This is a genomic window from Terribacillus sp. AE2B 122 (genome assembly GCF_902497585.1).
Classification (GTDB): domain Bacteria; phylum Bacillota; class Bacilli; order Bacillales; family Amphibacillaceae; genus Terribacillus; species Terribacillus saccharophilus_A.
In genome coordinates, this window is the sequence record NZ_LR700944.1 from 363039 (window position 1) to 385054 (window position 22016).

At 40.4% G+C, this 22016-nt stretch carries 22 protein-coding genes; 7 read left to right on the forward strand and 15 right to left on the reverse strand.

Annotation, left to right across the window (positions count from 1 at the left end; all coding sequences use genetic code 11):
• Nucleotides 1-195: 195 nt before the first annotated feature.
• From AE2B122_RS10250 to AE2B122_RS10265, 4 genes are all read left to right on the forward strand, one after another.
• Nucleotides 196-1575, forward strand: coding sequence for a PepSY domain-containing protein (locus AE2B122_RS10250; protein ID WP_095219710.1), 1380 nt, complete (start codon nt 196-198; stop codon nt 1573-1575).
• Nucleotides 1568-2068, forward strand: a complete 501-nt coding sequence (locus AE2B122_RS10255) for a FixH family protein (protein ID WP_095219709.1) — start codon at nt 1568-1570, stop codon at nt 2066-2068. Before AE2B122_RS10250 ends, AE2B122_RS10255 begins: the two co-directional genes overlap by 8 nt.
• Nucleotides 2069-2168: 100 nt before the next feature.
• Nucleotides 2169-3320 (forward strand): FtsW/RodA/SpoVE family cell cycle protein, encoded by a 1152-nt coding sequence (locus AE2B122_RS10260; RefSeq protein WP_175073999.1) that lies wholly within the window; start codon nt 2169-2171, stop codon nt 3318-3320.
• 62 nt (nt 3321-3382) lie between these two features.
• The gene (locus AE2B122_RS10265; RefSeq protein WP_175074000.1) at nt 3383-4702 is read left to right on the forward strand and encodes an MATE family efflux transporter; all 1320 of its coding nucleotides are present in this window, start codon (nt 3383-3385) and stop codon (nt 4700-4702) included.
• Between the two features lies 1 nt (nt 4703).
• On the opposite strand, the gene AE2B122_RS10270 is transcribed toward AE2B122_RS10265, so the two are convergent.
• The 3 genes from AE2B122_RS10270 to AE2B122_RS10280 form a co-directional block, all read right to left on the reverse strand.
• On the reverse strand, nt 4704-5960 hold the full coding sequence (locus tag AE2B122_RS10270) for a DNA polymerase IV (RefSeq protein WP_175074001.1): 1257 nt from the start codon (nt 5958-5960) through the stop codon (nt 4704-4706).
• Nucleotides 5961-6161: 201 nt separating this feature from the next.
• Complete coding sequence (locus tag AE2B122_RS10275; RefSeq protein ID WP_175074002.1) at nt 6162-6944, reverse strand: N-acetylmuramoyl-L-alanine amidase; 783 nt, start codon at nt 6942-6944, stop codon at nt 6162-6164.
• A gap of 18 nt (nt 6945-6962) precedes the next feature.
• Entirely contained in the window at nt 6963-7196 is a 234-nt protein-coding gene (locus AE2B122_RS10280) for a phage holin (protein WP_175074003.1), read from the reverse strand.
• An 817-nt stretch (nt 7197-8013) separates the two neighbouring features.
• Here AE2B122_RS10280 and AE2B122_RS10285 point away from each other — a divergent pair.
• On the forward strand, nt 8014-8364 hold the full coding sequence (locus AE2B122_RS10285) for a hypothetical protein (protein WP_175074004.1): 351 nt from the start codon (nt 8014-8016) through the stop codon (nt 8362-8364).
• A 514-nt stretch (nt 8365-8878) separates the two neighbouring features.
• Nucleotides 8879-9535 (forward strand): hypothetical protein, encoded by a 657-nt coding sequence (locus tag AE2B122_RS10290; RefSeq protein WP_175074005.1) that lies wholly within the window; start codon nt 8879-8881, stop codon nt 9533-9535.
• Between the two features lie 392 nt (nt 9536-9927).
• Here the strand turns inward: AE2B122_RS10290 and AE2B122_RS10295 are convergent, their stop codons facing one another.
• The 12 genes from AE2B122_RS10295 to AE2B122_RS10350 form a co-directional block, all read right to left on the reverse strand.
• Complete coding sequence (locus AE2B122_RS10295) at nt 9928-10371, reverse strand: transcriptional regulator (protein WP_175074006.1); 444 nt, start codon at nt 10369-10371, stop codon at nt 9928-9930.
• A 308-nt stretch (nt 10372-10679) separates the two neighbouring features.
• Nucleotides 10680-11012, reverse strand: coding sequence for a hypothetical protein (locus AE2B122_RS10300; RefSeq protein ID WP_175074007.1), 333 nt, complete (start codon nt 11010-11012; stop codon nt 10680-10682).
• A gap of 13 nt (nt 11013-11025) precedes the next feature.
• Nucleotides 11026-13587, reverse strand: a complete 2562-nt coding sequence (locus tag AE2B122_RS10305; protein WP_217468079.1) for a glycosyl hydrolase family 18 protein — start codon at nt 13585-13587, stop codon at nt 11026-11028.
• Complete coding sequence (locus AE2B122_RS10310; protein ID WP_175074008.1) at nt 13584-14210, reverse strand: hypothetical protein; 627 nt, start codon at nt 14208-14210, stop codon at nt 13584-13586. The genes AE2B122_RS10305 and AE2B122_RS10310 overlap by 4 nt, the downstream gene beginning before the upstream one ends.
• A gap of 5 nt (nt 14211-14215) precedes the next feature.
• The gene (locus AE2B122_RS10315; protein WP_175074009.1) at nt 14216-14401 is read right to left on the reverse strand and encodes a hypothetical protein; all 186 of its coding nucleotides are present in this window, start codon (nt 14399-14401) and stop codon (nt 14216-14218) included.
• 13 nt (nt 14402-14414) lie between these two features.
• A complete protein-coding gene (locus tag AE2B122_RS10320) occupies nt 14415-15893 on the reverse strand; it encodes a phage tail spike protein (RefSeq protein WP_175074010.1) in 1479 nt (492 codons plus the stop codon).
• A 7-nt stretch (nt 15894-15900) separates the two neighbouring features.
• Entirely contained in the window at nt 15901-16815 is a 915-nt protein-coding gene (locus tag AE2B122_RS10325; protein WP_175074011.1) for a hypothetical protein, read from the reverse strand.
• 11 nt (nt 16816-16826) lie between these two features.
• A complete protein-coding gene (locus tag AE2B122_RS10330; RefSeq protein ID WP_175074012.1) occupies nt 16827-17591 on the reverse strand; it encodes a distal tail protein Dit in 765 nt (254 codons plus the stop codon).
• On the reverse strand, nt 17592-19334 hold the full coding sequence (locus AE2B122_RS10335) for a hypothetical protein (protein WP_175074013.1): 1743 nt from the start codon (nt 19332-19334) through the stop codon (nt 17592-17594).
• 194 nt (nt 19335-19528) lie between these two features.
• Entirely contained in the window at nt 19529-19879 is a 351-nt protein-coding gene (locus tag AE2B122_RS10340; protein ID WP_175074014.1) for a hypothetical protein, read from the reverse strand.
• Nucleotides 19872-20507, reverse strand: coding sequence for a hypothetical protein (locus AE2B122_RS10345; protein ID WP_175074015.1), 636 nt, complete (start codon nt 20505-20507; stop codon nt 19872-19874). Before AE2B122_RS10345 ends, AE2B122_RS10340 begins: the two co-directional genes overlap by 8 nt.
• A gap of 13 nt (nt 20508-20520) precedes the next feature.
• Nucleotides 20521-20916: a phage tail tube protein gene (locus AE2B122_RS10350; RefSeq protein ID WP_175074016.1), complete on the reverse strand. Its 396-nt coding sequence runs from the start codon at nt 20914-20916 to the stop codon at nt 20521-20523.
• 231 nt (nt 20917-21147) lie between these two features.
• Between AE2B122_RS10350 and AE2B122_RS10355 the strand changes: the two genes are divergently transcribed.
• Nucleotides 21148-21645: a PH domain-containing protein gene (locus AE2B122_RS10355; RefSeq protein ID WP_175074017.1), complete on the forward strand. Its 498-nt coding sequence runs from the start codon at nt 21148-21150 to the stop codon at nt 21643-21645.
• The last annotated feature ends 371 nt before the right edge of the window (nt 21646-22016 follow it).

Below are 22016 nucleotides of genomic sequence, written 5' to 3' on the forward strand. Positions count from 1 at the left end.
CCGTCCCACCAACGTTTCAGCCCCATGAGCTAACGGATGAAAACGCTTTATAAATTATTATCCATCAAGTTCAAGGAATGGTCATAATATCCTCCATTTACCTACTTGTAAGGGGGTGAAAATTGTCCTAAGCTTAGGCTTGTACTACTTTGCCTATTATTACATTTACTATAGACGAAAAGGAGTTGTCCCTATATGGAGGCACAAAAAGAGCCGTCGGTGTCGAAGAAGAAACAACAGAAGCGTCGGTCACTTTATCAGTCTGTCTGGCGCTGGCATTTCTATGCAGGTCTTATTATCATGCCTTTCCTCATTATTCTGGCTATCACAGGCGGCGTTTACCTATTTAAACCCCAAATCGAAGCAGCCCTTTATAAAGACTATTATGAAGTCACTCCGCAAACTACAGTCACAACTCCATCCGAGCAAATTAATACAGTGGAAGCTGTGAACCCGAATGCAGCAGTGACGTCGTATCGTCCAAGTGACAGTCCAGACCGTTCAGCAGAGGTTGGTATTACTGAAGACGGTAAAGCTTTTACCGTCTACGTTGACCCTTATGAAAATGTCATACTCGGTAAATTAGAAGATTCTTACAAACTCGTCAATGTATTTGAAAAGATTCATGGTGAGCTGTTAATGGGAACTGTCGGGGATCGTATTGTCGAGTGGGCTGCTTGCTGGGCACTAATTCTGATCATTACTGGTGTCTACCTGGGCTGGCCGAAGATGAAAGGTAAATCGAAAATCCGTGGAGTCCTGGTTCCTCGATTGAACAAAGGGAAAAAACTGCGGGCACGCGACTTGCACGTAGTACCTGCATTCTGGATTTCATTAGGTCTGCTGTTCCTGATACTCACTGGTCTTCCTTGGTCAGGTTTATGGGGAAACAATTTCCAGATACTTACTACAAATGCAGGTGTCGGCTATCCACCTTCTGTGTGGGTTGGTGATGCTCCAGCTTCTGATGTGAAAACGAAGGAAATCGCAGATGTTCCTTGGTCAGCGGAGAACCTACCAGTCCCTGTTTCTACAAATCAGCAATATACACAGCTATCAGTTGATGATGTTGTATCAATAGCCGAAGAAGAAGGTGTAAAGCCGGGCTACAATATCATGATTCCGCAAACGCAGGATGGTGTATTCACTTTGTCTGCTTTCCCGCCGAAAGCTCGTGATGAAGTGACGATGCACATTGATCAGTATACTGGTGCTGTTTTGGCAGATTATCGCTATGATAATTATAATACGCTTGGTAAGGTTATTGCTTATGGTATTACTATTCATAAAGGAACGGAATTCGGTATCTGGAATCAGATTATCGGTTTGCTTGTCTGTATCGGAATTGTCGGAATTGCTGTGAGCGGCTTTATACTATGGCTCTCCCGAAAACCGGAAGGTAAGCTAGGGTCACCAAAAGCACCGTCCGACAAAGTTATGAAGGGTGTTATTGTATTGATGATCATTCTTGGCATCATCTTCCCGCTTGTCGGTATCTCGATTATCGTCGTCTGGCTGTTTGATCGGTTTGTCATCCCGAGAGTACCTGCACTGAAGAGGTTCTTCAATGCGTAAGAAAGGAGAAAAGCAGATGCGATTCATTAAATTTACACCGTTGTTACTGACGTTCTTTCTCCTTGCTGCATGCTCTGCCGATCCTGAAGCAGCAGATCACTATGCCAAACGGGAAGAAGTTAACGTGAACATCGAAGCTCCTGAATCCATTGAAGCAGGTTCTGCTCCGAAAATTGACGTAAAGCTTACGCAAGATGGTAAGTCACTTGAACAGGAAGCAACCGTCAATTTTCTAATTTGGAAAGATGAAAACAAAGCAGATGCAGAAGAAATCCCCGCCTCATTGGATGCAGACGGAACATATCTCTTGGAATATACCTTCCCATCGGATGGCGTATATTTTGTAAAAGCAGATGTGACGGTCGATAATATTCATTTGATGCCGACGAAGCAAATTCGCGTTGGTGAATTGACTCAAGAAGAGATAGAAAAGATAAAACAGGAACAAGAACAGAAAAAACAGGATGATAGTGGAAGCCACCATCATCATTAACTAGGAAAAAGCCGTATTTCTCGAGAATACGGCTTTTTTAATTGGAAATTTCTGTTACGATAGAACAGTAGCTTATACTTATGATGAAATGGTGACAAGCATGCAAAAACTGCAAACATATCTAGAAAAATTCGATTATATCTATTTCTCACTTATCATACTGCTCGGACTGGTCAGCCTGGTCAGTTTATATCAAGTACAACTCCTGCAAGGAGAATATTTCGCCCTGCAGCAAGTCGTCTGGTATGTGATCGGTTTAGGCGGCTGTTTTATTGTGTCATATTTTCTCGATCTCGATATATTGAAGCGTTTGTCCCTCTTTGTTTATCTGTTTTTCCTGCTTTTGTTAGTAGGTATCCTGATTGCACCTTCCAGCATCTCCAAAGAAATTAATGAAGCCTACGGCTGGTACTCGATCGGCGGCTTTTCATTCCAGCCTGCTGAATCGATGAAAATCGGCTTAATTCTGTATTTGGCACAGGTTATCAGTAAAGGAACCGATGCATCTCCTACACTAAAAGAGGAAATACTGCTTGTCGGCAAACTTACGGTTATCACATTAATCCCTGTTGCTGTCGTGATGCAATTTCCGGACTTCGGTAATGCGATGGTCTATCTTGCTATTTACGGGGCGATGCTGCTTGTTTCCCGCGTCCGGATAAAAACAATACTAATTATTTTCTCTGTACCATTAACGATCATCCTTGCATTGACAATTACATACTTCGTTGCAACTGACTTCTTTCTTGATCGGATACTCGGTATGCTGCCAAGCTATCAAGCAAGCCGATTTTACGGCTGGCTGCAGCCAGAGAAATATACTATTTCCGGCTATCAGCTGAATCAATCAATCATGGCGATTGGATCTGGTAATGTGAGCGGCTATGAACACCTGCCGCATGTGCCATACGCCTATTCAGACCTGATATTCGCCGTCATTGGCGGTGTTTTCGGCTTCGTCGGAACAAGTATCGTCTTGCTGTTTTACTTTATGCTCATCTATAAAATCGTCATGATTTCTCAGCGCTATCATGATTCCTTCGGTACCTTGATTGGTGCAGGAATTGCTGGTTTCCTGACCTTTCAGATATTCCAAAATGTCGGTATGAGTATCGGATTAATGCCCGTTACTGGACTAGGATTGCCGCTTATTAGCTACGGAGGCAGTGCACTCGTTATTACACTCGCTTCTCTAGGATTAATACTTAATATGCGTGTTAATACGATGACGTTTATGTTCGGAAACAAATAGCGTTTACTTCTGCGAATATGTGCGGTATATTATATCGTAATTACTACTATTAAGGTGAGTGTATGCAGCATAAAAACTACTTAGCGCTGGCTCTTCCGCTGACTCTATCGACGATTACAACTCCGCTGCTCGGTGTTGTTGATACGGCTGTTGTCGGCCAACTTTCCAATGCTTCTTATATTGGCGGAGTCGCCATCGGTACGATCATATTTAATACGATGTACTGGCTTTTCGGATTTCTTCGGGTGAGCACCTCTGGGTTTGCTGCTCAAGCATCTGCCAGTCTGGATAAAGAAAAACATGCAATGGCGCTAATGCGTCCTTTCCTGGTTGCTTTTATTGTCGGTCTGCTATTCGTTCTCATACAACAGCCGATCCTGCACTACTCCCTCTCCTTTTTAGGAGCGAGTGATGCAGTGAATAGCAGTGCTTCGGCTTACTTCTCAATCCGGATTTGGGGTGCACCATTTGCGCTTGCCAACTATGTCATCCTTGGCTGGCTAATCGGCATGTCCTATATCAAAGCAACGCTTATTCTCCAAATAAGCACGAATGTACTGAATATTATCCTTTGTATTCTTTCCGTTCATGTGTGGGATTTGGGAGTGGCAGGTGTAGGTGCTTCTACGCTGATTGCAGAGATTTTTTCTTGTGTATTCGGCATTGTCCTGCTGCGGAAATATGCTGGAGGCATCTGGCAGCACCCATTCGTGCAGGTTTTACGACGCGCAGTCGATCCTAAACCGATGTGGCAGATGATGAAAGTCAACCAAGATTTATTCATCCGGACGATATGCCTGCTTATTGTCTTTAACCTATTTACAGCAAAGGGCGCTGCGTTTGGGGAAGATATGCTAGCAGCCAATGCCATTCTGATCCAGATTCACTATATGATGGCCTATTTCTTTGACGGGTTCGCTAATGCATCCAGCATTGTGGCCGGTCGGGCACTTGGGGAACGCAATGAGAAACTCTTTTCACAGTCTCTGCGTCTATCGCTGCAATGGGGGCTTGGTATCGGGGTGACTCTCGCGCTTTTGTTCCTTGCTGGTCAAAAGTGGATTTATCCGTTGTTCTCCGATCAGCAGCATATTATTGAGCTGACAGGTTCCTATGCCAACTGGCTTGTCCTGTTTCCGCTTGTTGCCAGCCTTGGCCTTGTCCACTATGGCGTGTTCACAGGCGTGACAGAAGTTCGCTTTGTCCGTAACTCTATGATTTTTGCTGTCCTGCTTTATCTAGCCGCACTTTATGCTCTGCAGCCGCTTGGCAATCATGGACTCTGGATTGCTTTCCTGCTGTTCAGTCTCGGCCGGTCCGTCTTTCTTATCATGTATGTACCAAAGCTGCGCCGGCTGTTCCAGCAGACGGCAGCAGCATAAGTCAGGCTTGATGGCCTCCAATTTTCGTACTGCGTTCAATTGTCATCCCAGCAGCTGTATGGCTGCTGGCGCGCAGAATGGCAGTCGTGCCGAAACGCGCACGAATCTGATCCATCGTCCGACTCAGATCCTTCTGCTTGCTTTTGTCCTCAAATAAGCTAAGCTGCGTTGCTTCTTCATCGTATAAATTGGTCAGGGAGACAGACACCCGTCTGACTTCGTGGCCTTTTTGGTAGTGCTCATGAAATAGTTCAAGGCAGAGCTTATACATATCCGTCGTCAGATTCGAAGGGCTCGTAAAGGAACGGGACCGGCTGAAGCCGCCACCATGCTGACTGGCATATCCAACGGCCAGATGGACTGTATTGCCTTCCTTCCTATCTCGTCTTGCCCGTCTGCATGCCTCCTCACACAGCTCCAGAATGATGGTCGGAATTTCTTCTCCCCGATAATTACGCAGCAGTGTGATGCCGTGTCCGTAGCTTTTTTGTTCCTGCTTGACGAAATCACCGAGCACCTCGCTCTCATCGATTCCCCATGCATGCCAGTATAATTGCTCACCCATCACACCATACCGTTTCTTGAGTTGTTCCAAGGAAGTGTGAGCCAGATGTCCAAGCGTAACAATACCCATTCGGTTCAAATTACGCTGCATGCGTCGTCCAATCCCCCAAATATCCTGAATCGGAACCGGCCATAATAAACGCGGTACATCCTGATAATGACAAATAGCAATACCAGAGGTCTGTTTCTTTGCATGAATATCCATCACAACCTTGGCCAGGAACTTGTTATCGCCGATTCCAATAGCTGCCGTAACACCGAATTGCTCCAGGATATCCGCCTGCAGCTTGGCAGCCGTCTCTTCCGCAGTTCCGTGCAGCTTTTCCGTACCATCAAGTGTCACCCAGAATTCATCGACTGAATAAACGTGGATTGCTTCCATCGGGACATACTCATGCACAAGCTCAGTGATTGCCACCGAAACCTCCAAGTAATCCTTCATATGTGCTTCGGCAATAACGATTTCCGGATCTTCCGGCAGTTCAAAATAACGGCTCACATTACTGACGCCATGCTTCTTCTTTAATGCAGGACTGGCAGCCAGCACGATACTCCCTGGCCGCTTCGTATCCCCGACCACCGCAAGCAGTGTTGTCATCGGATCAAGCCCGCGTTTCACACATTCCACACTTGCATAGAAGCTTCGCATATCCACACACAATACCTCATGCTGCTGAAATCCGCTGTAATCCATCTTCTCCACCTCCAAAGGGAACAAATGTTCTTACTTTAGATTACCCGATTTGAGCCAGTTATAGTAGCTGTAATTTTTGGATGGGGAGGAAAAACAGTCTCAGTTACCACCTTTACCTTGTTCAATGTTAGAAAAAGCCAATTATTTAAAAAGAGATGCACAATAATAATTGCGCATCTCTCAAATATCACTACCTGTAAACTATTTAATTTTTACGAATTTAGGAGACGCGGTGATATATAATCCCGATTTTAACTTATACATTTTACTACCATTCACCATATACGTACCTACAATTGTAAAGGCCTCATTAGGTTTAACCTTTATCGCTTTGTCATCCCAATCCGCTGAATTATATGTCCATAGCCAGCCGTCCGAATTATCTTTAACAACAACAAGACTATTGCTGTTTTTATCAGCTTCATTCCCTGCTTGTTCTAATTCAAGTATATTTGCTATTCCTTTAACATGGCCAAGCACTACTCTATCTAAGAATCCACTCTCTTTTAGAAGAGCCGCATCTTTCTCATTATCAATAAATAGATTTTCAGTCAGTATTGCTTTCATTGAGGTTTCTCTTAATACAGCAAAGTTGGCAACTTTCTTCCCTCGATTTTTAACATTCTCTGCCTTAATCTCTTTGTAAATTGCTTCGTGAAGAACATCCTGAGCACGACCAGTATCTCCATATTCGGAAGTACTGATGTATCTGTAGGTTTCAAATCCTTCCCCACCTCCAGCATTTATATGAATACTAACAAACAATTCAGCTCCCCGTTTGTCAGCCATACTTGCACGCTCACTTAACGAGATAAATACATCATCCGTACGACTCATCATCACCTCAATGTCGTTATAGTTCTCCTTAAGCTGGCTCGCGATTTTTTTGGCTATCATAAGCACGATGTCTTTTTCCTTCAAACCAAACGATGAAGCACCAGAATCTTTTCCTCCATGTCCAGGATCAATAAAAACTTTAGCCATTCTATAACCTCCACTCCGCTATTTAATCAATTTTTCCTTTTCTAAAATCCGCTTTTGCTCTTTTCCTTTAGCAGTAATGTAGTTGTTTCGATACCATGCCCAAATGGATGTTGCAAAAGTAAAAAGCAGAGACACAAATTGCTCCCAATCCTCGCTTTTTATCGGAAGGGGCGATTTATTGAAGATAGTAAGTAATTGATTAGTTAAAGCAATGAAAAGTACTAGAGTTCTAACAAATGTCCCTCTGTCCAAAATAAGAACCTCCTTTGTTTATACAGTTCTACAAGTAAGCTTGGGTTTTCTTTAGATGGTGACACCAAATATGTCTTTAATACTAAATGCATTCCAACCAATACCCGTAATCAAAGCTGTACTTTCTAAAGGTTAACTTTGATTTGTGACGGCTATTTTTATTACCGCCAATATATTAACCTTCTAATAAATAAGTCGCAATAAATAATAGAATGTGACATTTATCTCAAATGTAATACGAAATTAATTAACCATACTATGTATAAGAATCTGTTAGGAACGTGGGAAGAAGCCAGAGTTGTATAGTTATCTAATAAAGTCAAATCGCTATAAAAGACTGATAAGCATTATTGGTTAACCATGCCTACAATTTATTCAATGTCTATCTTTCTTCTTATAAAGATAGATAACTTATAAAATAGCAGGAGCTTTTTTCTCTCTACTTAAACCATCATTCTTATTACGAATTAGCTAATCACGACTACGATATTTTTTATACATATATCTTTTAATGTCACAAATGGAATCAATAAATCTACATTCTATTGTGAGGACAATGAAATCCCTTAAACAAAAAACGAAGGAGTTGGTTTGATGGCTGTTTGTAAAGATTCTGGAGAAGACAGGGTTCTACATTATTAACGTAGGACTTGCATTAATGAAGTAACTGGGGACCAACAACCATTATAGGTTGAAGAGATCATATTAACTATAGGTGACCCGAAAGTTACAAAAAAAGTGAGCAATAATTTATTATGATTTGTCCTGAGCAAGACGGTAAAATGCTCAAATTAGAAAAAAGGGAGAATAATTATTTATGGCACAATATACTAATTTCAAATTAGACAGCAGCTTTGCTTACGCAGGTGAACAAGTTTCAATTTCAACGTCTCAGGATTATAAAAATATTTACGCTTCATTTAATTCTTCCAGAAACAGTGATGTCAACGTTAAATTTGAATTGATGGAATTTGTAAACTATTCTTGGAGGATTAAAGAAACGAAAAACGGCGGTCGTGCTTCTAGCGGTAGCTCAAGAAGTGTAACTTTCTACAATTACTCTACCGCTGGAGCTAGACGTTTCAAAGTTCGTGTTTATTTGTATGATGGTGGCACAGGCTATACTAATTTAATGCAAACTGCTTACAGCTACGAGTTTACTCGCTAATATGAAACAGAGATGCTTTAATTGCGTCTCTGTTTTATTTTTTATCCAATTTAGGAATATGAATCCAACAAAAGATTAGAGAAAGAAAATCTCTGATCCTAGGATGATCTTGAGCATTAAAATCAATTTTAAAAAATAGAACAATGGTAAACAAAATGGTTGTAATAATCAGTTATATATATTTCTCTACAGGAGAGGATAGCAAACCACGATTACAGAGGGCTTCTGTGTCAAAATTAGACTTGGGGAATGGATCGAATAATCTGTTCCTTCATAAACTCGGTGCTTATAACATTTGAGAAATTTAACTTAAGAGGATATATTAATAATTTTTATTTTTAATACAGCTGGCCATAAAAACTAATCATTTTCTATATACAAAAACCAGAAATGATTTTGAAAAATATACGCTTTCATCTTGAGAACAAGCTGTTTTTTTATAGATTTAGTTTCGAATTTAGCTCCCCCTTTTTCAGTTACTTTTGACGTAAAGCATGAAGAAGGGGTTGGCAAAGTGAAAAACAGAATATCTTATTGGAACAAAATTCAGGATCTAGCATCTACCTATAATGAAGGTGATGAAACTACATTTAATGTGATATACAGAGATTTTAAAGGTTATCTGTGGAAGTGTGCAATAAACGCAGAAAAACGAGCATTAGCTTTTCAATTAGCTATACCGATCGAAGAATTTTATTCTTCATTTACCTTTTGTTTATGGCGTACCCTTAACGATTATCAAGATTTTGATGGAGATTTTAAGCCGTTGATACTATATAGGTTAAAATTAGCTGAAGCTTCCGTCTGGAAACACTACGAAGTAAAAGGAGGAAAAACTGATAAAGATAATAGAACCTACGAAAAAGCAAGGTGGTTATCAATAAATTCTCCTTCAAATAATGACGAATTTGATAAAACTATTTTAGATTCTATTGGTGAAATTCCGTCAGCAGAAGAAAAGTATCTCGAGGTTTATACAATCCAAGATATCTTTAAAAGATTTGCCGAACAGAATAGAAATCAAGCAAAGATCATCATTTCACTTTACAAAGGATATTATGGCAAAGACCTCTCATGGTACCTTTTTAAAAAACCATACAGTAGTGTAGTTAGAAAACGGGTAGAAAGGGCAAAAGAGAATTTCAGAGCGTTTTTAGCCCACAATTTGTAATAATATCTGGCTACTTTAATAAGCCTATACAGACTTGTAAACTAGACAAAATAAACGCGGATAATAACGAAAAAGTGAGAACCACCTTATTGAGACAGGAATCATATCGCCTTAGATAGTCAATTACTGATATTGTATCAGTAATTGGTTGTTTGGGTTTGAATACGCATGTTCCTATTAGGGTGAATGTAATCTTTTTGATGCTTATAGAAAGTATGTTTTTGTTATTTCATTATCATCGACCCAAGTAAACCAGGTGTATTTCGTCACATAATAAGCTTGCACCTATTAACTAACCAAAACAAAAAATCCGAACTCATGCAATTCTTCTAAAGAATTTGCATTGATTTTCGGATTTTCTGATCCAGCTGTATCTTACTGGATATTTAACATCACATGAGTATAACACTGCCCAAGCTAATGAGCAGCTTATCCATGACTTGATTGCGTATCACAAATAGTGCTTTATCGCTGTAACCGATCTCCATAGCACTTTTTTCAATGGACCAATTTTTAAAATAACGATAGGTAACAAACTGCCTCTCTACCTCGGTTAATTCCGACATGGATACGTCAATGGATTCCTTAATAAGCTCAATTTGCTGGAGCTCATAAGATAGTCTATCAATGGATGTTTGCGGATGAATGATAATACCTCTGGCGTTAATATCACCGGCAAAGATTTGCTCTTTGCTCTCTTTTGAAGATATGAATTCGAGTTGTTTATTTAAGTTGAGGATAGCTACCTTGTAGTTGTTATAATTCTTCAGATGCTTCTCAATATTCTTTACAAGTTTCTTTCTTTCGGATTTACTGATTTCCTGGTGCAAGTACATGTATGATCAGTCCCCTTTCTTTATATAAAAACCGAACATAAGTTCCCCTTTTATTTAACTATTATACCCAAAAACAATGCGTATATGGAAATAAATTAGTATAAAATGACTTTTAATAGTATGATTTCCTCAGACTTTATTTTTTGTTCTATCAGGTCCCTTCTTATATCCTTATTTTACTAGCAATAACTTCTAGTATCTGTCATTTTCGTTATCGATAAATGTGTTAAAACTCTAAAGTTTATCTATATTCCTTACTTCAGGTTGTAAAAAAGAGCGTAGATGTCATCTACGCTCTTTCCAAATGTTCAATTGCCCAAGATATAAAGTAAGCCGAGAATGGCTGATATGATATATGGTATAACGGCTGCAATGATCGTACGCGAATACCATTGTTTTTGTTCCTCTTTCGTCTGCTGGTAGCTTTCTATAGCCTCATTGGATTCTTTAGCAAGCTTGTATGCTTCTTTAGCCATATCAAGGGCATCCTGGCTTCTTTCATCAGCTTTTACAGCAAGCAATGATTTCTCTTCCAAGTGCAGCAACTTACCCTCCATGCGTTCTAAAGAGTCCCCGACACCTTGAACAGAATCATAAATTTCTCGAAGGGTAATCATTACACCTGGTGTCTCTCTCGTCAAGTCAATCCCCTCCTTATACATGACTGACTAACATATTCCAAAACCTATCATCTTCCTGCCCGATATTCCACATGCCAGTTCCATGTATGGCAAATTCATAGGCAGCAATATTCCCTAGATTCATCAGCGTATCCGCATCCGGGAAACAAACAATGCTATAACCATCTGCATCCCCTAAGAACACAATAGATAACCAAACCCCTATATCCAAAGGTTTTACCAATAAAGGATAGTCGGCCGGTTCAGCTAATTCAAAAACTTTTGAATGCAAATAATCCCAGTCCATACTGATGGAACTGCTGAGCCCATCTTCCGGAGCTAGCCGGGTATCAATTTCTTCCCCTTCTGCTACCTTGAAATAACCCCATCTGTCCTCCCATTCAATATTCTCCCGCGGTATGCGGCCCAAACGGACAGTTTCTCCGTTTGGAATAACTACATCAAACGCTTCCTGCGGGTAATACCAATAGGAATCAGAGATGACAAATAAATCACTGGTAACACCACGGTCGGCTTTCAAACCACAATAACCATTACGCACTCCACTATTCAAGCTGATTTCAAATAATTTAAAGTCATTCAAAAAGACAGCCGCAATATTGTCTCTTATCCGTAGCGATATTGTGTAAAATGTCTCAGCTGTAATTGGATTGTTCAAAGAATATTCGCGACGCAGATTTGATCCTTCATATAACTGAATCGTCTGGGTAGCATTATTTAAGCAGCACCAAAGATTAGCAAATGTAACACCAGCCTTGTTGTTTTCTTGATCTAACCGAATTCTTGCTTTGACATGTACACTTTGAAAAGATGCATAGTCTATCTCAACATGACCACTGCCTTGAAGGGTGGTATATTCACGGGCTGTTCCGGTATCATTTGGTTTCTCGATTTCCCAGTTGCCGTTAGCATTGTAATACGTACTTGGCAGTGAAGAGGACCAATCACGAAAATCGTCATACCACATCGTTACATTCTCCGGATCCCTGCGGAGTGTTTCTAGCGTCAGTCTGAATTTATTCTGATATGGCCAAGCAGGATTGCGGTCTTTATCGATGAAATGGCGCGGCTTTAACTCGAAATTAGCATTACCGCACGTGAATTCTTCCGTGAATCCTCTCACTACTTTGATTTGATAAAGTTGCGTGTTATATTCACTGTCTGCCCCCTTCAAAACTAAGGTATGTTCTCCAGCTGCAAAAGATTTTGCGTCCAGCTTGTACCAGTGATTGAGACGATAATACGGATACCACTGCTCAACATTTCCAACCGCGTACGCTTTCCCATCTAATAAAAAGGACAATTTTTGACTGTTCCACCATGTGAAATTCACTTCCAACGCCAGCGTGTACACACCAGGCTCAGGGATGGTAAAATTCCAAATCAATTCTCCTTCATCCTCATAACCCGCTATTTCCCCATTGCTATCCTCTAGGGGTGCAGGTCGTCTTGGATATACAACACCAGTATTTTCATTTTCACCAATGGCTCCGCTTTTTTTGGAATAATCCGTACCCTTTAGCGATATGATCTCACCAGTAAAAGCAGTTTTCTGGAATTTCTGATAAGCAGTCAAGAAATCTTTATTTCCATATGTTCCAACCGATAGGTCAGTCGCATTTACATCTTTAGCTCCTGGATAGTCATAAACGTGAAGATACAGCCAATGATAGAGATCCTCATCAATAAAGGAAGCAAAAGGAACATAAGCCTGTGTTTCGGTCCCAGTACGGTAACTGTCAGTATGAGATAAATCGCCAAGCATCCATTGTAGGAATGGATCGTATGCACCAGCGGTTCCACGATAATTATCATCTAAATTCTTTGGATAATCATAGATTTGCCATCTGTGACCGTAGGCTGGGATACCAGTAAATACTGTATTTCGATCAAAAGCACTCACTGCATACTCCAATACACGCTTCAGCCACTCAACCGGGGAAGTCGGTCCTGGAGCAGAACCTGCCCATGCGAATCCGTACGTCATAATTTGAAATGTATCAGCAAATGGTCGCATACGCCCGTAGTCACACCACGTTTCAGGTCCCACAGTTTCGCCGGGACCTGTCATTGGCGGTAAATCAACATGAATATGTCGACTAGCGCTTCTGTTTTTAAGACTTACATGAATTTTCTTATATAATTGATATATCTGCTGCTCCAAGTCGTTTGGAAGTCTTTCCAAATCTAGATCCACACCATCCACCCAAGAATAATGATCCAGCCATTGATTAATATGGTTAATAAAACGTTCAGTAGCAACGGGAGAGGTCAATATGGAGCGTAATATTGATTCAAAGCCATCGTTCTTAACTGTAATCAGCATTTTAATATGGGGCCACTTTGCGCTTAGTGATCGAGCATAATCCATAGTCGAGTCCAAATTGGGGTAATTTCCACTCAAATTGTTACTATCAGTGTCCAGAGCACTCCAAATAGATCCGTCTGATTTAATATTGAAGAAAAATAACCCAACCTGAGTGATTTTATCTCCAACATCACTGATTCTTTGAAGATGTCCATAACCGGTAGGCCAAACCATCATATGACGATTTTTTGTTTTCAATATACTCATAATCGTTCACTGCCCTTCCCTTTCAACCACGTTTCCACCTCGCACAGTACGTATCCAGAGCTGGGTCTGTCCTCTTGCTGCATCTCAATGTTAAATTTCCCGCTGATTGCAGGAATTTGTTGGAACCTTACATCCGGCTGTTCAAAATGCTGTGCGTTTATCAGAAGCTCTCTGCTGCTTGCTTTATATTGAAATGTATCCCCTTGATTTAATCCACGTATCAGATTAAAAGGGCGAGTGCCATAATATTGATCGATTTTTATTCCTTTTTGTGCTACTGGGGAAGTTGCATGCACGGTGAAATCCATGCCGCCTGTAGTACGCGCATTCAAATCGATTTCATTAACAGGTAGGGATCGATTCGGAATACCTAATGATTGTTTTCCTCTTATGACGGCATTAAAATGTCGGGTGGCGATCTCTTCATTGTTTATGACTTCCTTCGCCAGCATCTCTTTATTTGCTGTTATATAGCCAGAAGTTACTTCCCCTTCCTGCAGCATAAGGTCAGTAAAAGAGAGCTTCCCTTCTGTCTTGTCATTGACAACAGTGATACGCAGTGAATGAACTGCCTTATTTTTATTTACTTGAATACTGCTGAAATATCGTGTCCAATTTTCCACTGACATCACCCATCCAATGACCATTTCAATTCAGCTGGGTGACTAGTCCATTCAGTAGCAACATTTCCTCCTTGAAGGAGGAGATCAGATATCTTTACTGACCCCCGGGTATTTCGCATAACTAATTCCACTTTAATGCTCTCCACCTTGCCATTCATGTTAACTGTCATCGCATTCTTATCATATAACATATAATCCCTCCTCCTATGCTAGTGAAAGGAATTCCGTGTCGGTTGTACCATCTTCATAAGTGACTGTCACTTCTATACCTACTCTTCCGTCAGTACCTACTGTCAACCCTTCGGTCATGGAGCGAAAACTCAAAGTATACATTTCTCGATTAGAAGGATACACAGTTTGCGATAGCGTTTTTTCAACATCATACTCTCCTTGTGAAAAGAAGGAAGAAGTTCCGCTATAACCTTCTGTACTGTCAATCTGCCAGCCATTATTCACCCAATAAGCATCCCCGTCTTCTGCACGGGAATTCAATAAATAATTGTAGGGTGAAAGATTCAAAATATCTGTCTCACTCAGGGAATCTTCAGATTGAACCTGATTAGCAGCTTCTGTTACATTTTTCAATAAATCTTCCAAGCCAGGGGTAGAAGTAGATAATTCCAATTCTGTGTTCCAAGGCTCCAACACATTGTAAGACCACTTCACAATTTGCGTTTTTAGATTTACATCCAGTTCTTCGTCATACACACGGACAAGATAGCCTAATTTGAATGCTTCATGCTCTAGTCCAGTCAAATCAGAAAGGTCAGCCGCTGTAATACTGTAGCTGGCTCGCGGGATACTCAATTGATCGAGGATTTCTTCTGCTTTTTCTTTCAGATAATACGGGTTTGTGAACCTAGTATCTTTAAATGTTCTGACCCTTACAGCATTCGTATATTGATAGTTCTCAACATATAACTGATTGTCATTTGCATCTTCAATTGTTAAGCTGCCTTTTCCATAGGGATATAATCTTGTGATCAAGTCTTGCGTGTCGTATATGGCTTCAACTGTTTTCATGTTCTTCTGATAAACAATGGAAACACCCGGATCACCCAGATCTCCTTCCACTAAATGAACCATGCGATTCTTGATATCGAAGACAAGTGTCCCTCCCCACAAATCGGTTGCATCTCGAAGTGCTTTCAATCGGTTTGTGAGCTCCGAATCAATGCTGAAATCACGCAGTGTGGCACTGGTTACTTCTCCTAATGACCATTCTGTGTCCTTTAGGATATCCCTTAATACATGTTTCGGAGTTGTTTCCGTCCAGGAAGTGGTGCCTAAAGGAGCTGCATACTGCAAGTTGTACCACAGTGCTTCTCCATAAACAGAAATTGTCTTCTTCCCGTCACGGTCCCGTGTTTTTGTAACTGTTCGAATAATGTAGTCAGAATCGAGCAGCCTTACAATTGCTTCGTTCACCAGATATTTGGCATTCGCGTCAACATAAGGGGTGGTGAATTCGATTGTATCTTTTCCGTTTAATTCTTGATTCAGCTGCAGCTCCAGTGGGTTTTCTATAATACAGTGTACTTGCTGATTTTGATCTAAAATAACAGGTCTTGCTTTTGGAAGCTGATTATGAAAAACAAGAAATTGACTCTTAAAAAATGAATTGTAGCTTTTTTGTTTATTTAGCGAGTTATATTGTGTGTTTAAAGTGTTATATTGTGACATACATCACTCAACCCTTTCTTAGCCACACCGAAGCATAAGCAGTACGATACAATAGATCCGCCCCGCTGGTAAAAGTTTTTGGCAGTGCATTGTAAGAGCTTGTAATACGATAAGCACCTGCATGCGCACCTGACAGACTGTCATCGATACCCAGATTGATAGCATCCGTGTTAGCAATTCCCGATACAGATGGTCCACCATTCGAATTACGCACAATCCAATATAGGCCTCTTTGTAGAGTCAACGAAATTGGTAGAGATTTCACACCTGTTGTGTCTGTCCCTACCTCACCAGCGTCTGCTACCAATTCTCCGGGGTAACAATTCCCGTTATCCTTGAAAATTCCCAGACGAGCTTTAGTTCCTGATGCTCCAGCACCATCCACTTTTATTGCAATAGCGTCATAGGTGGTTTTCTCAGAAACCGGAAAAGGGAAGGCATCCATTAAATTAGCTGCAATCAAGATTTTCGGAGTGACATTACTAGCATTCATGGAATTCGTTCTCCAAACGCCTGATGCTTGCAAAAATGGAGTCATTCCGATTAACTGGTCACTGAAATTACTGCCTGAATCGACATAATTCACATCTACAGTTATGATATCCTCTGGGGATTGCTGTTCATGAAACACCACAACACCATAAGAAGGCTGAATGGTATATTCATCACCTGCGACTTCCATATTATTGCGGTAAATACGAGGAACTGGGTTTTCAAGCCAGTTCCTTATACTACCTTCATAGATTCGATAATGATAAGCTGAATCCGCCTGATCATTAACAGCTGCCAGCGTATGTCCGGCAATAGACTGTGTTTTCATATCGAGAACGGATTCCAGCTTATTGATGGAATGCTGCAGACCAGAGATATGTGCTGATAATATATCAGTACTTTTAAGATCATGATAAGGTGTAATCGACATATACCTTCCTCCTAAATCCATCTACTTCTAGGAGTGATGGTTATTTCATTGATTGTCACTTCACCAGAAGATGAAATGATCAATTCATTGTTTCCAGGTACAGCAATGGGAAATCGTAAATCATCCAAGTGATTAATGGCACTTTTGCTCTCTGAACCATTTTTTAAAATGGAAGCTGTCTTTAAGGCACAATCAATTAGAAGTTCCTCATCTTCTGTAAGTTCTCCAGTAAAGGTCACAGCCGTTCCATTAAGTGTCAATCGCAGCAAAGCACTTGCTCCCATATTCCCTGTTACCGAAATAAGCGGGAACGATTCTGCTGTACCAGGACGGTTAAAATTGAAATTTCCACGTGCTGTATAGGTGAATTCCTCATCGTCGACTGCATAAGCAAACGGGTCTGGTGCAAGGAATGTGATTTCTCCTCTGCCAATTGCCAGGATCTGTTCCAGGCTGGTCTCCCCTGATACAACTGCTCGGTACTTCTTATCTGGTTCATCATCCAAGATCAAATCTGTGATTCCCAGGACGGGAGAAAGCCATGCAGCAATATTTCTCTTAACTATTTGTAATCTGTTAAGACTTACTTCTGAAAACACGACTTCTACCGTGATCTCTAGAGGATCAAAGGTCGAACCAAAGTAATGGGCACCGTGAGCAGATGGAAATGTAACGGTCTTTGATTGAACAGCCGGCAAGATAGGTCGTTCAACATTGGTTACCGATATATCGAACTCCTTGCTATGCCTGCCATTAAAAGTGAATCCAAAGCTCATTTAAGCATTCACCCCCGATGCGCGTAATGAACGTTTTTGCTGTTTATAAAGCTGCTGCGAGATCAATTCGATATCTGCTTCTTCACGTACCACCAGTTCACTGATATTGAAATTATTAACGATTCCACTGCCGGATGACACTTGGACACCACTTGCCATTCCAGTATCTAATGTTGGCATACGGAGCAAATGGCTCATTGCACCTTGCACTTTAGGCATGCCGCCTGCGATGGAGGACTGAATAGGACCAGCAAAATCCAAATGATTTAAATCAGATAATGGTCCTACTTTTGCAGGTGAGAATGGCAAAAAGTCCCGAATCTTTCCGGCCAAGTCTTTCACTGTGTTTAGAACCCCAGTGGCAGCGTTCTTAATTCCATTGGAAATCTGCGTAATCAAGCCCTTTCCGGCGTTAAAGAAACTGGATCCCAAGTTGGTGAACCAGCTTAGAATGCCACTGAAAGCTGTTCGGATCGAGCTTGTTATCGTGGAGAGGCCTGAGCTCGCACTGCTTGTCAGAGTACTCCACATATTCCGGAATGCACCCATGATGGAAGAACCCATATTACGGAATACTCCCAGTACAGATGATCCCAGTTTTGAGAACAGCCCAAGAACCTTACCAATCCCCCATAACTGCACCAAATTCCAAATAAGTGTAAAAGCATTTTTAAGAATGTTTAAAGCACTATCCCAAACAGCAGACCAGTTACCTGTAAACAAGTTAGCAAAAAGTGAAAGAATATTTGTTATTACACCAATCGCTCCACTGATGACACCCTTGATATTGTTCCAAACTGAAACAATTAGTGATTCAACAAGCGGCCACACATACTGCATAACGGTCATAATACCGTTCATCGTCGTTTGTATAAGTGGTCCAATAAATCCCCACGCTGCCTGCATTGCACTCACGATGCCAGATAGAGCGGATTGAAGAAATGGTGAAATGAAATTCCAAACATTCACTAATATTTGTTGTATTAGCGGCCACGTTTCTGCCCACCATGCTTTAATCTGATTGAACTGCTGTAAGAAGAAACTCACGACAGCAGTAATCGCTGGCTGGAGATAAGCTACAAGAGCGCTAAATCCAGTACTGATGGCAGTCCACACAGAGGTAACCACATTCCGGAACCATTCGAAATTATTCCAAGCATAAATTACAGCTGCTGTTAGAGCCGCTATACCTGCAATAACCAATGTTACTGGATTAATCAATAAGCCCATAACTCCGCCTAAACTTCCAATTGCTGTACCAATTACAGTAAGAACAGGTATAAGCATTGAAAATGTGCTTAACAGGCCACCAATAAATGTAATGATCGTTGGCAGGAACGCCGCAAATGTCATAAATCCAGTCACTACCATCTGCAAGGTAGGAGATAAACTGCTGAACCATGCACCTACTTGCTGGATGATACCAATTAATGGCGTCAATACTGTTGTGCCAAGCTGTAGTAGGGCGGTAGCAAATGGTGCTAATGCCGTCTGCAAGCTGGTAATAGTAGCCTGAAACCCTTCTAAAGCAGCTTTTCCTTCCTCTGTTTGTTTTGCACCTGCCAGTGCTGTTGCTTGGAACGCTACCAATGGCGCAACAGCAGCTGTTGCAAAGCCGGAGAATTGCGTCATAGTATTACCAAGGTTTTCATATCTTTGTCGAAGTACTTCTAAATTTCTAGCTGTGTTAGCAGTTTCATCAGCATTTCGTGTTATAACCTCAGTAGCATTATTAGCAGGCAATAGTGTTCCTCCTTTCTAATGTTTTCTCTTTGCGTTTTGTTTTCTCTCTTCTTCTTTTTGCTCTTCATTCAGAATTTTGAAGTATGCAATCCATTCGGTTAACTCCTCAGAAGAGATGTTTGCCAATAGCTCTGAAACAGTACACCCTAAACGCTCGGCTAAATCGAAATAAAACCTGCGTTCAGGGTGTTTCTTTAGTTTTTTACTTTATCTTCTACCTGTCCTTCATCCAGACCTGATAGTGCCATAGCAACTCGCGCAATACGCTCGAGTGCCTTTCCACTTTTCGCGTTAAGCTGATCCCGATCTGCGGCATCGAAAATTCTCTCATTGGATTCCGGTTCATAAAGAGACGCAATAATAAGATCAGGGTACATGGAATCAAGATCCAACGTTCCTTTTTTATCCAAGGCCTTACTTAGAATACGATTTCGTGCAGATCCGCTAAGACCTCGAACCTCTACCTCTACAGCCCATTCCGGGATATACAGCTTCTCCACTTTAATATCGTTAATGTTCAAAATGCTATCGCGTAATTTACCCAAAGTTAAACATCCTTCCATCTGAATCTGTTGTACTTTCAAACTCAATACTTTCTTCTACTATACCGTCAGCAGTACTAGCTACTTCAGATGCACTGATTGTTGCCCACACGGATAAATCAGGTACAGCAGCATCAATGGATCTAAATTGTATAACCACTATTTTATTTTCCTGTAATGCTGTTCCTAGTAACGAATTGGTATTGTACCAATTTGCAATTTCACCGCTTACAGATGTCAGTCCTTTTGCGCGTTTTTGATAAGCAGTTCCAAATTCAGGCACTTCCTGATTTTCCACTTCTATCGTATACGTGTATTCGTATGACTGCCCCGCTTTTGACAACGGCAGATAAGAGCCTGAGAAACGAATAGAAATATTCGTTTCTCTAGGTTTAAGAAAAGTAACGGAGCCTTCCAGCCGATTAACAGTATAGGAAGCAGAATCCGATAAGGTCCAACTAGAACCGTCTTTGCTTTCTTCAACCGTAAGCTCTGCTTGATGATCAAAAATGCTTTTTTGATCATCAGTGATCACAAACTTTTGATAATCGCTTGTTGACCCTGCTTCTTCCGAAAAGGAAACAGGAGAACCTGCTGCCAGTAGTTGTGCTTGATAGCCACTAAATGCCAAGTGAATCTCCTCCTTATATAAGGGTTACTGCCCCAGTTCCTTCCAATTCGATTGCCAGCTCTACTACACCATCAGCAGAAGCCGAAACTTCATAGCTTGCTACCTTCACTTCTTGTTGGAAACCAGTTGTTCCATCTGGGAGAAACTGAACGAACAAAGGAGAATTATCTACCAGGGCTTGGCGGATCTTCAACTGGCCTTCTGCGTCTTCCGGATTAAAGAATCCATTTAATTCAAAAGAAGTATCTTTTAAACCATAAAGACGTTTGACATTGCTTGATCCAAAAGTACTTACATCTTGGTTGTCACTCTCCATTGGCATAGTAACTTCATTTAGATCCTGAATCTGAGTGAATGCTTCACCATCCGTTGAAACTTTTACTACTGTGTTTTTTCCTGCAAGAGACATATTGTCATCTTCCTTTCGTGTTTTTTTAACTTACAAGTTAATCTTAAAGGTCATTGAAGCTCAGTACCTGAAGTGAAAATCTATAAAAAATCCTGTTAAACTACATCATTTCTTATGTTTCACAGATTTAAGTTGCTTTGTTATCATAAATACAACAATGTGTTTTAAAATTGTGAATTGTTAATGGGCAAGTCCAGAAGAAAAGGAAAATAATTTATAGGAGGGCTATTAATGGCATATAAAAATGTAAAGATGACAAAACATATCAAATATATAGAATCAATGATGAAAGATCCAGTCTCCGAAGAAATAGGATATAGCGTCTATGGAGAAAAAAACGGAAAATTAGGAGAGCTAGCAGCTACCCCATCTCGTGTCATTTTTGGCAGCAAGTCACTATTTTCTGGTGAAGCATTTGAGGATATATATTATGAGGATATTCATTATATTGAATATAACGAAAATTATAAAGGTGCAACAATAGATATATATGTTAGGAATTCAGGGCGTGTTTTAAAATTTTATAGCACTAGTAAAACCAGCTTAAGAGCTATGAGAAATGCGTTAATTGAGATTACAGACCAAATAAAAGAAGATAAATCGAATAGCTATGAAAATAAAGGAGGAGATGATTCAATAGAGAAACTTCAACAATTAGTAAAAATGAAAGAGGATGGATATATAACTGATACAGAGTTTAATAATTTAAAAAATAAGTTAATCGAATAATATAATTACCTTTTTTCTATTGCTATTAGTTAATGTCCTAAATTCTTTTATAAAAATCGATTAACCAGTAATGCATACCAAAAGAGATTATAATTTAAAAAGCCTTAACGTGACCAATATAGAAAGTTTAGAATCAATGTTTAAGAACCCATTGCTGAAGAATCTAGTTTTAGTATGTTTGGATAAAGTGAAAAAAATTAGGCGGAATGGCGACTCCCCCTAAACAGTGCCGTATTTGGAAGTAAAACTTTATTTTCTGGAGAAGCATTCAAATAAGTAAACTACGAAGATATTCATTCTTTAAGTTATAGAAAAAGTTTTAAAGAAGCACATTTAAAAATTCAGGCAGACAAATGAGTTTTTCTGTAGTA

Excerpts from the sequence above, each read along its gene's own strand:
- AE2B122_RS10250 (WP_095219710.1), top strand. The coding sequence starts at position 196 with ATGGAGGCACAAAAAGAGCCGTCGGTGTCGAAGAAGAAACAACAGAAG.
- AE2B122_RS10255 (WP_095219709.1), top strand. The coding sequence starts at position 1,568 with ATGCGTAAGAAAGGAGAAAAGCAGATGCGATTCATTAAATTTACACCG.
- AE2B122_RS10260 (WP_175073999.1), top strand. The coding sequence starts at position 2,169 with ATGCAAAAACTGCAAACATATCTAGAAAAATTCGATTATATCTATTTC.
- AE2B122_RS10265 (WP_175074000.1), top strand. The coding sequence starts at position 3,383 with ATGCAGCATAAAAACTACTTAGCGCTGGCTCTTCCGCTGACTCTATCG.
- AE2B122_RS10270 (WP_175074001.1), bottom strand. The coding sequence starts at position 5,960 with ATGGATTACAGCGGATTTCAGCAGCATGAGGTATTGTGTGTGGATATG.
- AE2B122_RS10275 (WP_175074002.1), bottom strand. The coding sequence starts at position 6,944 with ATGGCTAAAGTTTTTATTGATCCTGGACATGGAGGAAAAGATTCTGGT.
- AE2B122_RS10285 (WP_175074004.1), top strand. The coding sequence starts at position 8,014 with ATGGCACAATATACTAATTTCAAATTAGACAGCAGCTTTGCTTACGCA.
- AE2B122_RS10295 (WP_175074006.1), bottom strand. The coding sequence starts at position 10,371 with ATGTACTTGCACCAGGAAATCAGTAAATCCGAAAGAAAGAAACTTGTA.
- AE2B122_RS10305 (WP_217468079.1), bottom strand. The coding sequence starts at position 13,587 with ATGAGTATATTGAAAACAAAAAATCGTCATATGATGGTTTGGCCTACC.
- AE2B122_RS10315 (WP_175074009.1), bottom strand. The coding sequence starts at position 14,401 with ATGTTATATGATAAGAATGCGATGACAGTTAACATGAATGGCAAGGTG.
- AE2B122_RS10320 (WP_175074010.1), bottom strand. The coding sequence starts at position 15,893 with ATGTCACAATATAACACTTTAAACACACAATATAACTCGCTAAATAAA.
- AE2B122_RS10325 (WP_175074011.1), bottom strand. The coding sequence starts at position 16,815 with ATGTCGATTACACCTTATCATGATCTTAAAAGTACTGATATATTATCA.
- AE2B122_RS10330 (WP_175074012.1), bottom strand. The coding sequence starts at position 17,591 with ATGAGCTTTGGATTCACTTTTAATGGCAGGCATAGCAAGGAGTTCGAT.
- AE2B122_RS10350 (WP_175074016.1), bottom strand. The coding sequence starts at position 20,916 with ATGTCTCTTGCAGGAAAAAACACAGTAGTAAAAGTTTCAACGGATGGT.
- AE2B122_RS10355 (WP_175074017.1), top strand. The coding sequence starts at position 21,148 with ATGGCATATAAAAATGTAAAGATGACAAAACATATCAAATATATAGAA.